This is a genomic window from Bradyrhizobium sp. MOS003 (assembly GCF_003020125.1).
Classification (GTDB): domain Bacteria; phylum Pseudomonadota; class Alphaproteobacteria; order Rhizobiales; family Xanthobacteraceae; genus Bradyrhizobium.
Map to the genome: position 1 here is coordinate 255,669 of NZ_PYFW01000001.1, position 12,460 is coordinate 268,128.

The following is a 12,460-nucleotide window of genomic DNA, read 5'->3' on the forward strand; positions in this document are numbered from 1 at the left end:
CCTTCGGGACGCGAGGGCTCCATGGTTGATCGTCTGAGAAGCGCCGCGGAGCAGCTCGAAGCACCGACCTGCCCCGACTGTCATATCGAGATGAGGTGGTACCGCTCGGAACTGCTCGCAGACGAGCCGGTTTCGATCATTGCACATCTGTTCGTCTGCCCGCACTGCAAGCGCGCCGGGCAGACCGACACCACCTTCAGGGGAAATTTGGGGTCGCCTGGCAGGCTGTCCGCGCCCCGTTTCACCGCGCACGCCGCCTAACGGTTACTTCAGCCCTTCCCGTCGTTCCTTCGAGCTGACAAAAATGTGCCACGCCGTCAAAAACATTGCGGCGACGAGCGGGCCGATGACGAAGCCGTTCGCTCCGAAGGTTGCAAGGCCGCCCACGGTGGCGAGCAGCACAACATAGCTCGGCATCTGGATCGACTGTCCCACCAGCATGGGGCGGAGAAAATTGTCGGCTAGGCCGATCACGAAGGTCCCGAAAGCGAGCAGAATGATTCCCTTCGTGACGGCGCCCGTCATCAGCAAATAGAGGGCGGCCGGAACCCAGACCAGGGCGGAGCCGAGCACGGGCAGAAGTGAAAGTAGCGCCATGATGGCGCCCGCCAGCAGCGGCGCAGTCAGGCCGAGCAGCCAGAAGATCACCCCGCCAAGCGCGCCCTGGATCAGGGCAACCAGGATGATACCCTTGATGGTCCCGCGAACCGCCAGGGTAAACGCATCCAGGATCTCGTCGGTTTGGCTCACGCGCAGCGGCAGTGCACTGCGGATGCGCAGGTTCAAATCGTCGCCGTCGCGCAGGAGAAAGAACAGCAAATAGAGCATTACGAGCACGCTCGCGACAAACTCAGCCGTAAACTGACCTATGTTGAGCGCGTGCCCGGCCAGCTGCTGGCCGGCCGGGACCACCAGGCTCGACAGGCGTTCTTTCAAGGATGTCAGATCGATGCCGGCGAGGCGATCCGACAGGGATACGGCCCAGTCCGGCAGCGCGGCTTTCAGCTGCTGTAGCGGATGTGTCAGATCGATCTCGCCGGTCTGAACGCGCTGAACCAACTCGCCACCCTGGTCGACGAGCGAAGCGATCACGACCCCGATGGGGATCAGCACCATGACGACCACGACGATGACGGTGAAAAGTGCGGCGAGATTGCGCCATTCCGGCAGTGTTTCCAGGCACCGTCGATAGAAGGGCGCAAAAATGATCGCCAGCAGCGTGGCCCACAGCAATGCGCCGGAAAACGGCCAAAGCACCCAGCCGAACGCGAGGGAGATCACGACAAGCCAGACCAGGAACGCGCGGTCTTCTGATGTTCTCACGTGTCACCGGCCCTTCAGTCGCTGCTCCCGGGACGTTGGTAGCACAGGACGGAGGCGGAACGGCAAGTCACGCTCCGTCTCCGTCGCATCGGCCGCCGCGTTCGATGCGGTCGGTCACTTGCCGGTCTTCGCGGTCCAATCGGCGAGTTTGATGCGTCCTGCAAAGGTAGCGGAGCCCGAGGAGCCGGCCTTGTAGACGAAAGCTTCGCCTTCCTGCACGTCGCCGGCCTCCTTACCGAAGGCATCGGCGATGTTGGTCTTGTGGGTGACCAGGAAGGTGTTGGTTCCGGCACGCGGCGGCGCGTCGACGAGCTGACGCACGGCCTGTCCGGCCTTTGCGTTGGCGCCGGTCGGGTTTGCCATCCCCGTTGCGCTGGCGTTGCTGCTGTCCGTCAAGGCATCAATCGGCTTGACCTCGCGGCCGGTGATCAGCTTGCCGGCCTCGATCGCGCGGTTGAGCCGGCTGGTATAGACCTCGCCGATCGGGATCGCGAATTCCTTGACCGCTGCCCCGATCTGGCGCGCCGTGTCCCTGCCCTTCTCGCTGAGCTGACGCTGGGCGCTCATATCGTCGAACTTGAAGGGGTAGACATCCCTTTGGCTGTCGTCGGTCGCGGTGTGCCGAAAGATCAGCACGTAGCCGCCTTGCTTGAGCGAGGCGATGAGCTCCGGCGTATCGGCCGCGGCGTGGCGGGAAAATCCAGCGAGAAAAACAATGAATACGAGGCGGCACAGCACGTTCATGCGCGAAATCCTCCTGCAAATGCCCCCGGAGGATGGTGACGCGCAGCGCGGTCGATTTCAATTACCGATCACCTGATGGAATCAAGGTTCCCGCGAGATATTTGGATCAGACCGCCAGCCGCCGTGACGCCGCAAGCCCTGCCAGCGCTTCGTCCAGCTTCTCCCGATCGAGCGGCTTGATCAGGAATCCGTTCATGCCTGCCTCGAAGCAGGCATAGCGATCCTCCACCAGCGTATTGGCGGTGAGTGCGAGGATCGGCGTGTGGTGGCCGCCCGTCGCGGCCTCATGCGCGCGGATGCGCTTGGTCGCCTCGATGCCGTCGAGCTGCGGCATCTGGATGTCCATCAGCACGAGATCATAGGGCGTGCCGGCCGATGACGCGGCGAGCCAGGACTCCAGCGCGGCCTCGCCGTGCACGGCAATGACGACGCGATGGCCGAGCTTCGTCAGCAGCGAGCGCATCAACAGCGCGTTGATCTCATTGTCCTCGGCGACGAGGATCGACAGGCCTTTGGCAGCGGTCGCGCCGGCGGCGTCAGCCGGCGGTTCCGGCGCGAGATCTGGCGAGGCGACTTCGGGCGTCAGCGCAAGGCGCGCGGCGAGCGAGGCCGCCCGCAGCGGCTTCACCAGAAAGCCGGTGAAGGCCGGCGACAGCTTTTCGTGGCGCGAGCCCGACGTCAGCAGCACGAGACGCTGCAGTGCATGCGCGCGGGCCATTTCGCCCAGCTGGTCGGCTGCGGCGGGGCCGACCGCACGATCGATCAGCACCGCGTGCCATGAGCGTTCCGGCAGCAGCGCTTCGGCGACCGCCGCATCCGCAACCATGCAGGTCTGGCCACCCCAGCGCTCGAGGCGCCGCGCGATCAGCGAGGCCTCGATGCCGTCGGCGACGAGGAGCATCGACTTGCCGGCGAGGTCGGGGCTTGGAAAGGCCGTCTGTCCCGCGCTGGCTTGCGAGGGCGGAAGCGGCACCGCGATCTCGAAGGTCGAACCTTTGCCCGGCTCGCTCACGAGCGTAATCCGGCCGCCCATGCGCTTGACGATGCGCTCGCTGATGGAAAGACCGAGCCCGGTGCCGCCATAGGTGCGGGCGACGCGCTCGTCGGCCTGCTCGAATTCGCGGAAGATGCGCTGCTGCGCCTCCGGCGCAATGCCGATGCCGGTGTCGCGAACCAGGAAGCTGATCTCGTTCGGCCAGATCCCGGGCTCGACGATCAATGCGACGCCGCCGTTGCTTGTGAACTTGATGGCGTTGCCGGCGAGATTGAGCAGCACCTGGCGCAGCCTCGCGGCATCGCCGACCACCTCGAGCGGCAGGCGTTCGTCGACATAGGCGGCGATCTCGAGCGACTTGGCCTGCGCACGGGGCGCGAGCAACTCGGTGATCTCCTCGATCAGGGTCGAGAGCGCGAAGGGACGCTGTTCGAGATCGAGCTTGCCGGCCTCGATCTTGGAATAATCGAGCAGTTCCTCGATCAGCGCCATCAAGGCTTCGCCCGAGGTTTTCACCGCTTTGGCATAGGTCGCCTGCTCCGGGGTCAGCGTGGTGTCGAGCAGGAGGCCGCCCATGCCGATGATGCCGTTCAGGGGCGTACGGATCTCGTGCGAGGCCATCGCGAGGAAGCGCGATTTGGCGCGGTTGGCGGCGTCGGCCTGGTCGCGCGCGTCGGACAAAGCGCGTTCGGTCTCGGTACGGTCGGTGACGTCGCGTCCCACGCTCTGCAATTCGGCGGGCTGTCCGGCGTCGAGGCGGACATAGCCTTCGCGCCAGGCGATCCAGCGCGCGCCGAGCGGGGTTGCGATCTTCTGGTCGTGGATGCGTGTGCCGCTGCTCTCGCGGGCGCTGTCGCCCTGCTCCAGCACGTCGAAATCGAAACGTGTGCCGACCAGCGCGCTACGCTGCTGTGCTGCGAGCGCGCAATAGGCTTCGTTCGCAAAGGTGATGCGGCCATCGGGTGCGCGCAGCACGATGAGGTCGCCCTGCTGCTCGAACAGGCTGCGGGCGCGTTCTTCCGCTTCCTTCAGTTCCCAATTGCGGTCGATCAGCGCCTCGTTGTGGGCGGCGAGCGTACGCAGCCGCTTGTTCACGAAGCGTAGGCGCATGCTCAGCGTCGCAAGGCCGAGGCAGGCGAGCGCGAACAAGAAGCTCGCGCCGATCGCAAAAGTGTAGGGATCGTAGCCGGAGTTCTCGGACCGGCTGCCGGACACGAAACCATAGGCGCCGCCGAAGGTCGCCGAGAAGATCATGAAGGAGCGGATCGCGAAGGCGATGCGGGGATGCTGTCGCCTGAAGCGGCGCATGCGCACCTTGATCCGGAACGTCCGACCCATCGCCACCGACCCCGACTCTTCTCGAAATCCTGCCACCCGCCGGCTGTGACGATGTCGCGCCGACCTTGCGAACAGCTTGAGGCTTTGGCGTTGCCTCCAAACAGGGTTGACGAGGTGTTAACGGCTCATGATCTCAGTGCCCGTCAGAGCGAAGCGGCCTGGAGCGGGAGCGGGCGATGGCCCCCATGGGCGCCGACGATCAGCGCCGCGGCCTCGCGCTGCGAGAACGACTTCGAGCGCACATAGATGCGGTAATCCGCCGGACCCTCAGTGGAGAGATAGATGACCTGGCCGCCATCGACGGGCTGAGCGGCAATCGAGACGAGGCGCGTTGCGGGATTGGCCTGACAGGACTCCGGCTCCGAACCGAGACCGTCGTCGACCACGACGAAGTCCGCAGCGTCGGCATCGTCTGTGATCTGAACCCGCACGGTGGCCCGGGCGGGATCTTCGGTGAAGGCGACATGCACGCCGGCGGTCCAGAACAGCGAGGTGAGCTCGACCGAGGTTTCGCCGAGGGCGATGCAGGGATGTGAGACCGATCCGATCTCCGCGCGGGCGAACACCGCGGTCGCCAACAAGGGAACAACCGAGGCCAGGATCTTGAAACGCAACATGACGCTCTACTCGCCGGGCCCGGTACGGGAACTCTGTGGGCCTTATGGTTTGCAGAGCGTAAAGGAAACTCGTTACCGCGGGGTTGATGCGTGGAATGATCAAGCCGGCTGCCGCACATCCTCCGCGAGTGCGCGGTAGGACAGCGCTTCGGCCAGATGCAGCCGGCCGATCTTGTCGGCCCGATCGAGGTCGGCGAGCGTGCGCGCCACCCGCAGCACGCGGTGATAGCCGCGCGCCGACAGCCGCATGGTTTCGGCGGCGTCGCGCAGCAGCTTCTGGCCTTGCGCGTCCGGCTTTGCGATCTCTTCCAGCACGGAAGCCGGGGCCTCGGCATTGGTGCGAACCTTTGGCAGGCCGGCATCCGCATAACGCGCGAGCTGGATGTCGCGCGCGGCCGCCACACGGGCGGCGACTTCGGCGGAGCCTTCCGCCGGTGGCGGCAGGATCAGATCGGCGGCGGTCACGGCGGGAACTTCGATGCGCAGATCGATCCGGTCCATCAGCGGGCCGGAGATGCGCGCCTGGTAGTCGCCGGTGCAGCGGTCGACGCGGCCGCGCTTGCAGGCATAGCCGGGCTCGAACGCGTTGCCGCAGCGGCACGGATTCATCGCGGCGACCAGCATGAAGCGCGCAGGGTAAGTGACGCGATGATTGGCGCGTGACACCGCGACCTCGCCGTTTTCCAGAGGCTGCCGCAGCGAGTCCAGCACCCGCGGATCGAACTCCGGCAATTCGTCGAGGAACAGCACGCCCTGATGCGCCAGCGAGATCTCGCCGGGTTTTGCGCGCATGCCGCCGCCGGTGAGCGCGGCCATGCTCGCGGAATGATGCGGCGAGCGGAACGGCCGCCGCGCGGTCAGGGCGCCGCCTTCGATCTCCCCGGCGACGGAGGCGATCATCGAAACTTCCAGCAACTCGCTCGGCGACAGCGGCGGCAGGATCGAGGGTAGTCGCGCCGCCAGCATCGATTTGCCGGCGCCGGGCGCGCCGATCATGAGAAGATGATGGCCGCCGGCGGCCGCGATCTCCAGCGCGCGCTTGGCGCTTTCCTGGCCCTTGATGTCGCGCAAATCGAGCGTGGAGGCGGCGGGCTCGTGCACCTTTGGCGACGGCCGCGACAGCACTTGCGTGCCCTTGAAGTGGTTGGCGATCTGGATCAGCGAGCTTGCCGCGATGATCTGGATGTCCGGGCTCGCCCACGCCGCTTCGGAGCCGCACGAGGCCGGACAGATCAGCCCCTCCTCGCGCATATTGGCGCCGAACGCGGCGGGAAGAACCCCGGCCACGGGCGCGATCGAGCCGTCGAGGCCGAGCTCGCCGAGCACGGTGAAGCCGGTCAGCGCGTCCGGCGGGATCGCGCCGATCGCCGCCATCAGCCCGAGCGCGATCGGCAGGTCGTAATGGCTGCCTTCCTTCGGGAGGTCGGCCGGCGCCAGATTGACGATGATCCGCCGCGCCGGCAGCGCCAGGCCGGACGCAATCAGCGCCGAGCGCACCCGCTCGCGCGCCTCCGACACCGCCTTGTCCGGCAGGCCGACGATCGCGAACGCCGGCAAACCAGGCGCGACCTGCACCTGCACGTCGACCGCACGGGCCTCGATGCCCTCAAAGGCGACGGTGGAAACCCGCTGAACCATGCTCAAACCAGCCTGCCCCTTTTCACAATTAGGGGTAGCAGAGCCGGACGTCTTTCGCAAGAACAATACGGGAACGATGCTGGAGCCAGAAGGCAAAACCTAACCAGGCGTAAACGCCGAACCGACACTACGCCTCGAATGCAACCGGCTCCGCTCAGCACATCCCAACACATGTCAGCTACTCCTACGCTTGCGGGATGGGCCGTGGTCAACGGGTGAACAGTTCAAATGCTTGCAAATCGCCGGAGAAGCGAACGTCGGATGTGCAGCCGGCTCGCCAAGATCCATTTTGGCGCGGGTTCGCTGCCGCGGGACTGCACGATCACTGATATTTCGGATGGCGGTGTGAAGGTGGTGGCGGAATTCCTGGAAGTGCCGCCGCAATTCACCATCATCTTCGCACCCGACTATTCCCGCCAGTGCCGCCTGCGCTGGCGCATCGGCTGCGAATTCGGTGCCGAGTTCACCGACTGAGGTCGCAGGTCCTTAACGGGACTTTAGCGTTAATCGGTAAGCATCTCTGATCAGTTGCCGAGTGATCAGAGTATGCCCAAGCGTTCGCCCCTCGCCTCTTCTCCGGCGAGATTGCTGCTTCCCGCCTTTCTCGCGCTCGCGCTCGGCGGCTGTCAGACCGCGGGCATCGAGGATGTGACCGGCGCGCTCGGCGCTAGATCGGAAACGGCCGTCAAGGCCGACGCCAGGCCCGAATTGGACGCCTTACGCGAGCGCTATCGTGCCAAGCCCAGTGATCCCAACGTTGCGCTCGCCTACGGCAAGGCGCTGCGCGAGAGCGGTCAGCGCGCGCAGGCGGTTGCGGTCATGGAGCAGGCGGTGCTCGCCCATCCCAGCAACAAGGCGCTGCTCGCCGGCTACGGCCGCGCGCTCGCCGACAGCGGCAGCTTCCAGCAGGCCTTCGACGTCCTCAGCCGCGCGCATACGCCCGAGGATCCGGACTGGCGCATCTTGTCGGCGCAGGGTGCGGCGCTGGATCAGCTCGGCCGCAACGAGGAAGCGCAGCAATATTATGCCGCGGCTTTGAAGATCGTGCCGGACGAGCCGACCGTGCTGTCCAATCTCGGCCTGTCTTACATGCTGCAAAACAATCTGCCGAAGGCCGAGCAGGTCCTCGGCCGCGCTTATCAACGCAATCAGAACGATGCGCGGATCCGCGCCAATCTCGCGCTCGTGCTGGGATTGCAGGGCCGCGAGGCCGAGGCCGAAATCCTTGTGAAGGCAGATTTGCCGCCGGACCAGGCCGCGGCCAAGGTCGCGGCGCTGAGGCAGTTGCTGGCGAAGAAGCAGCAGCAGCAGCGGGCGGACAAATAATCCGCCCCTTTCTGTGTACGCTTATGACGCCTTGCGATGCGGCGCGGAGTTGCGTCCCGACTTGCCCTTCAGCTTCTTCAGCAGCGGCCCCAGCAGCGAGCGCTTCGGCTTCTTGACCTCGCCGCGGCCGGCGAGGCGGTTCGCCATGTTCTGGAACAGCTCGGTGGTGCGGTGGCTCTTGGAGACCTCCGCGATCATCTGGCCGTTATTGGCCGCGGTCGAGAACAGTTTCGAATCGAACGGGATCACTGCGATCGGCTGGCTTTCCATGGTCTTGGCGAACGACTTGACGTCGATCTCCGCGCGCTTGTGCATGCCGACCTGGTTGATGCAGTACAGCGGCGGCCGGTCGTTCGGCCGCGCCGCCTTCAGTACGCTCAGCATGTTCTTGGTGTTGCGCAAATTGGCAAGATCCGGCTCGGCCACGATGAGGATGTCGTCGGCGTTCACCAGCGCGCGCCGGGTCCAGCCGGACCATTGGTGGGGAACGTCGAGCACGATGCAGGGCGTGGTCATGCGCAGTGTGTCGAACACGGCGTCGAAAGCTTCGGCGCCGAAATCATAGACGCGGTCGAGCGTGGCGGGCGCCGCAAGCAGGCTGAGGCGCTCGGTGCATTTGGAGAGCAGGCGCTCCATCAGCGCGGTGTCCGGCCGGTCCTGTGACAGCACCGCGTTGGCGATGCCCTGAACCGGGTCCTGGTTGTAGTCGAGGCCCGCGGTGCCGAAGGCGAGGTCGAGGTCGATCACGACGGAATCGAGCGCGAGGTCACGTGCGATGGTCCAGGCCAAATTGTGCGCGACGGTGGAGGCGCCGACGCCGCCCTTGGCGCCGACCACTGCGATGACGCGGCCGGTGATGATGGCCTCGGAGGCCGAGAACAGGCTGCAGATCGAGCGGACGACGTCGAGGGTCTCGACCGGTCCCACCACATAATCGTTGACGCCGCGGCGCACCAGCTCGCGATAGGGCGCGGTGTCGTTGGGATTGCCGATCACGACCACGCGGGTGCCGGGGTCGCAGACGCCGGCGAGGTCGTCGAGCCCCTCGAGGATGTCGCGGGTGCCGTCGGATTCGATCACGATCACGTTCGGCGTCGGCATCGTTTCATAGACTTCGATCGCCGCGGCAAGGCCACCGTCCTTGGCGGTGAGGTGCGCCTTCGCCAGCCGGCGGTCCTGCCCCGCCGCGGTCACCGCTGCGAGCGTCTTCTCGGTTTCGCAAAAGGCCTGCACCGAGATGCGGGGAACCGGCGCAATGTGTTCCTCGGGGTGACCTAGGTCGTCCGCTTCTTCGTCGTGGATAACGGTCATTTGCCTGTGTCGCTGAGCTTGGCCTTGTCGGCTTCGGAATTGGGAGTCGCGATCGCAGTGCCCTTGCGATAGCGATCAAAGGCGATGTCGCGCCGCGCGGTATAGGCCGGCGTCTCGGATCGCGGCTGCTCGAGGTCGGCCGGATTGTCGATCATCGCGGCGAGATTGCGCTGGCTGGCGCAGCCGAGATTGAAGTAGGGGCGGTTCTCGTTGTAGCCGGGATCGAGGATCGAGGGGCCGAGGTCTTCCGGCCACAGCCCGCAGGGGCCGGCCACCGCGGCCATCTTCGAATAGCTCAGGCGGATGGTGGGCAGCAGCCCGGGATCTTCAGGGCGATAGGGATGCTGGGCGATGGCACGCGACGGCACGCCGCCGGATGAGAGCACGGAACGGATTTCCTGATAGGTCGCGGCCGCCGCGCGCGAATTCGCGCTGTCGACGGGAACGTCGACGACGACGGAGCCGGTGCCCTCGCGCACCCAGTCCCGGGCGACGCCCGCGACGTCCGATTGTTGCGCGGGCGACAGTCCACCCCTCGCCTTGCCGACGAAGATCACGATCGACTTCTTACCTTCCTGCACCGCGATCGGGTGGCGCTGGCGATAGTCGGTCGGGACCGTCTGGGTGACGATCTCGCCGGTGGTGTTGCAGGCGCCGAGCATGACGGAGAGCCCTGTCAGTGCCAGCGCGATCTGCAGCTTGCGACGTCGATCGGCTGATGTTGTCGTCATCGCCTCATCCCCTCTTGCCCCGAATCCTGCCCGTTCCCCAGCCGTCCGTTCGCCTCAGTCGATGATGAAGCCGAAATCGCCGGACGTGCCGGCGATCGGATCGACGCGGCGCGCGACGCCATAGAGACGGTTCATGCGGCCGAGCAGTGCGGTCTGCGCGTCCGAGGCCGGCGCGAAGCCGTCGTCGGGCCGCGACAATTCCTTCTGGGCGACTGCACGCACCACGTAGGGCGTCACGATCACCATCAGTTCGGTCTCGTTGTTGACGAAGTCCTGGCTGCGGAACAGCGCGCCGATGATCGGCACCTGGTCGATGCCGGGAAGGCCGTTGATCGCCTGCTTGGTCTGCTGCTGGATCAGGCCGGCCATCGCCATCGAGCCGCCGGAGGGAATCTCCAGCGTCGTCTCGGCGCGGCGGGTCTGGATCGAGGGGATGGTGATCGAGTTGCTCGAGGTCGAGGACACCGCCTGCGTCAAGGTGATCGAATTCGTATTCGACAGCTCCGAGACCTCGGTCATCACGCGCAGGCTGATGCGGCCTTCGCTGAGCACGACCGGGGTGAAGTTCAGCGAGATGCCGAACTTCTTGTAGGTGATCTGGGTGGTACAGACGTGGGTGACGGGATCGCAGGAATAGCCTGCTGGAATCGGGAATTCGCCGCCGGCGATGAAGGTGGCGGATTCGCCCGAGATCGCCGTCAGGCTCGGTTCGGCGAGCGTGCGCATGACGCCGGCGCTTTCCATCGCGCGCATGGTGGCGCTGACGGTGGCGATGCCCTTGGTGACGCCGGCGACTCCGAGTCCGTTGCTGCCGACGATCGGCCCGCCCGAGACCGAGAACGGGTTGGAATTGTTGAAATTCACCACCGCGGTGCCGGCGTTCAGGCTGGCGCTGAGATCGACGCCGAGCTGCTTGACGATGTCGCGGCGCACTTCTCCGACGACGACCTTGAGCATCACCTGGTCGCGGCCGCGCACGACGATGTTGTTGACGACCTTGTCCGAGCCGCCGACCAGTTTCGCGGCGACGTCGCCGGCCTGCTGGGCCTCGACCGGGCTCGACACCGATCCGGTCAGCATCACGCTGTCGCCAACGCCTTCGATCTGAACGCCCGGCAGCGACTGGCGCAAGGCCGTGCGCATGCCGTTGAGGTCGCGCTTCACGGCGATGTCATAGGCGGCGACCTGCTGGCCGTCGGCGGTGAAGAACACGACGTTGGTCTGGCCGACCTGACCGCCGATGATATAGGCGCGCTGGGCCGAGCGGATCACTGCATTGGCGATCTTGGGATCGGCCACCAGCACGTCCTTGACCTCGCGCGGCAGGTCGATGACGACGGATTTGCCCACGCCGAGCGAGAGAAAACGCGTCCTCGCCGGTGCGATCGTCGCGACCGACGACACGCCGAGATCCGGCGCCTGCATCGGCGCCTGGTCGCCCACCGGCGCATCCGCCGCGCCGACGACATCGGGCGCTGCGAGCAGCCCCAGCATCAGCATCGTCCCCGTCAAGAACGAGCGCGTGCGCTTCCCCCGAAGGCGCAGCCCCGTCTGATCTTCCCCGTAGTTCATGCGATCCCCACCATCACTTCTGTGACGTCAATTGCCTTGCCTGCACCCCGTAACGGATCACGTTCACGCCGCCCGCGCGCTTGATCCCCTGGTCTTCAGGCGTGCCGTCGACTGCGTTGGCATCGACGATGCTCCGCAGCGCGAGCTGGAGCGTGCCGCCCTGGCGTGCGGCTGCGAGGATCGCGACCTGGTCGGGCCGGAGCTCGAGCGTGACGGTCTTGCCGACGACGGCGTTCTGGCCGTCTTTCTCCTTCGGCGCCTGATCGATCGCGAGCACACGGATATTGGTCAGGATGACCTCGGACAGGACGAGGTCGTTGCCGCCGGTCGGACCATTGTTGTTGTTGGCGCCGTCGGGGTTCTTCAGGCGGCGGGTCAGGACGATGTCGACGCGGTCATTCGGAAGGATGAAGCCGCCGGCGGCGGTCTCGGCGGAAATCTCGGTGGAAACGGCGCGCATCCCGGCGGGCAAGATCGCGGCCATGAAGCCGGAGCCGTCGGCCTTGACCAGCTTCTGCTCGCGGATCGGCTCGCCCTGCATCAGCGGGACGCGGGCGATCGAGCCGGCGATCTGGGTCTGCGCCTCGGGCCTGCTGTCGCGGCGGATGAAGGCGCTGCTCGCGGTCGCAGCCGGCCAGGCTTGCCATTGCAGGTCCTCCGGCTTCACGGCCTGGCCGAGCCCGATATCGGACTTGGCGACGAGGACCTCGACGGTCGGCAACTTCTCGGCGGCGGGCAGGACGGGCGCAGGCTTGTTGTCGAAGCCGCTCGCCAGATACGCCGCGACGCCGCCGGCGCCCAGCGCGATGACGAGAACGACGATACGTGCGGTGTTCATACGCTTCTACTCATACGCGGGGCACTCG

Annotated in this window: 12 protein-coding genes; 3 read left to right on the plus strand and 9 right to left on the minus strand. The window is 66.0% G+C overall.

The window, feature by feature from the left end; genetic code table 11:
- Positions 1-21 precede the first annotated feature (21 nt).
- Complete coding sequence (locus tag C7G42_RS01265; protein WP_106947305.1) at positions 22-261, plus strand: hypothetical protein; 240 nt, start codon at positions 22-24, stop codon at positions 259-261.
- A gap of 3 nt (positions 262-264) precedes the next feature.
- On the opposite strand, the gene C7G42_RS01270 is transcribed toward C7G42_RS01265, so the two are convergent.
- The 5 genes from C7G42_RS01270 to C7G42_RS01290 form a co-directional block, all read right to left on the minus strand.
- On the minus strand, positions 265-1,323 hold the full coding sequence (locus C7G42_RS01270; protein WP_106947306.1) for an AI-2E family transporter: 1,059 nt from the start codon (positions 1,321-1,323) through the stop codon (positions 265-267).
- Between the two features lie 114 nt (positions 1,324-1,437).
- Positions 1,438-2,067, minus strand: coding sequence for a histidine phosphatase family protein (locus tag C7G42_RS01275; RefSeq protein ID WP_199580589.1), 630 nt, complete (start codon positions 2,065-2,067; stop codon positions 1,438-1,440).
- A gap of 106 nt (positions 2,068-2,173) precedes the next feature.
- Positions 2,174-4,399, minus strand: a complete 2,226-nt coding sequence (locus C7G42_RS01280) for an ATP-binding protein (protein WP_199580590.1) — start codon at positions 4,397-4,399, stop codon at positions 2,174-2,176.
- Positions 4,400-4,542: 143 nt separating this feature from the next.
- Positions 4,543-5,016, minus strand: coding sequence for a hypothetical protein (locus C7G42_RS01285; RefSeq protein WP_106947309.1), 474 nt, complete (start codon positions 5,014-5,016; stop codon positions 4,543-4,545).
- Between the two features lie 99 nt (positions 5,017-5,115).
- The gene (locus C7G42_RS01290; RefSeq protein ID WP_106947310.1) at positions 5,116-6,654 is read right to left on the minus strand and encodes a YifB family Mg chelatase-like AAA ATPase; all 1,539 of its coding nucleotides are present in this window, start codon (positions 6,652-6,654) and stop codon (positions 5,116-5,118) included.
- Positions 6,655-6,882: 228 nt separating this feature from the next.
- On the opposite strand from C7G42_RS01290, the gene C7G42_RS01295 reads away from it, so the two are divergent.
- Positions 6,883-7,128, plus strand: a complete 246-nt coding sequence (locus C7G42_RS01295) for a PilZ domain-containing protein (protein WP_091965316.1) — start codon at positions 6,883-6,885, stop codon at positions 7,126-7,128.
- Between the two features lie 72 nt (positions 7,129-7,200).
- Positions 7,201-7,980 carry a tetratricopeptide repeat protein gene (locus C7G42_RS01300; RefSeq protein ID WP_106947311.1) on the plus strand — a complete coding sequence of 260 codons (780 nt, stop codon included), beginning with the start codon at positions 7,201-7,203 and terminating at the stop codon, positions 7,978-7,980.
- Between the two features lie 21 nt (positions 7,981-8,001).
- On the opposite strand, the gene C7G42_RS01305 is transcribed toward C7G42_RS01300, so the two are convergent.
- From C7G42_RS01305 to cpaB, 4 genes are read right to left on the minus strand one after another with little or no spacing between them, the layout of a single operon-like run.
- Complete coding sequence (locus C7G42_RS01305) at positions 8,002-9,291, minus strand: CpaE/TadZ family protein (protein ID WP_106947312.1); 1,290 nt, start codon at positions 9,289-9,291, stop codon at positions 8,002-8,004.
- On the minus strand, positions 9,288-10,022 hold the full coding sequence (locus tag C7G42_RS01310) for a CpaD family pilus assembly protein (RefSeq protein ID WP_106947313.1): 735 nt from the start codon (positions 10,020-10,022) through the stop codon (positions 9,288-9,290). The genes C7G42_RS01305 and C7G42_RS01310 overlap by 4 nt, the downstream gene beginning before the upstream one ends.
- 54 nt (positions 10,023-10,076) lie before the next feature.
- Positions 10,077-11,594, minus strand: a complete 1,518-nt coding sequence (locus C7G42_RS01315; protein WP_106947314.1) for a type II and III secretion system protein family protein — start codon at positions 11,592-11,594, stop codon at positions 10,077-10,079.
- Positions 11,595-11,607: 13 nt separating this feature from the next.
- Positions 11,608-12,432 (minus strand): Flp pilus assembly protein CpaB, encoded by an 825-nt coding sequence (cpaB, locus tag C7G42_RS01320; RefSeq protein WP_106947315.1) that lies wholly within the window; start codon positions 12,430-12,432, stop codon positions 11,608-11,610.
- Positions 12,433-12,460 lie beyond the last annotated feature (28 nt).

Excerpts from the sequence above, each read along its gene's own strand:
- C7G42_RS01265 (WP_106947305.1), top strand. The coding sequence starts at position 22 with ATGGTTGATCGTCTGAGAAGCGCCGCGGAGCAGCTCGAAGCACCGACC.
- C7G42_RS01275 (WP_199580589.1), bottom strand. The coding sequence starts at position 2,067 with ATGAACGTGCTGTGCCGCCTCGTATTCATTGTTTTTCTCGCTGGATTT.
- C7G42_RS01280 (WP_199580590.1), bottom strand. The coding sequence starts at position 4,399 with ATGGGTCGGACGTTCCGGATCAAGGTGCGCATGCGCCGCTTCAGGCGA.
- C7G42_RS01285 (WP_106947309.1), bottom strand. The coding sequence starts at position 5,016 with ATGTTGCGTTTCAAGATCCTGGCCTCGGTTGTTCCCTTGTTGGCGACC.
- C7G42_RS01290 (WP_106947310.1), bottom strand. The coding sequence starts at position 6,654 with ATGGTTCAGCGGGTTTCCACCGTCGCCTTTGAGGGCATCGAGGCCCGT.
- C7G42_RS01295 (WP_091965316.1), top strand. The coding sequence starts at position 6,883 with ATGCTTGCAAATCGCCGGAGAAGCGAACGTCGGATGTGCAGCCGGCTC.
- C7G42_RS01300 (WP_106947311.1), top strand. The coding sequence starts at position 7,201 with ATGCCCAAGCGTTCGCCCCTCGCCTCTTCTCCGGCGAGATTGCTGCTT.
- C7G42_RS01305 (WP_106947312.1), bottom strand. The coding sequence starts at position 9,291 with ATGACCGTTATCCACGACGAAGAAGCGGACGACCTAGGTCACCCCGAG.
- C7G42_RS01310 (WP_106947313.1), bottom strand. The coding sequence starts at position 10,022 with ATGACGACAACATCAGCCGATCGACGTCGCAAGCTGCAGATCGCGCTG.
- C7G42_RS01315 (WP_106947314.1), bottom strand. The coding sequence starts at position 11,594 with ATGAACTACGGGGAAGATCAGACGGGGCTGCGCCTTCGGGGGAAGCGC.
- cpaB (WP_106947315.1), bottom strand. The coding sequence starts at position 12,432 with ATGAACACCGCACGTATCGTCGTTCTCGTCATCGCGCTGGGCGCCGGC.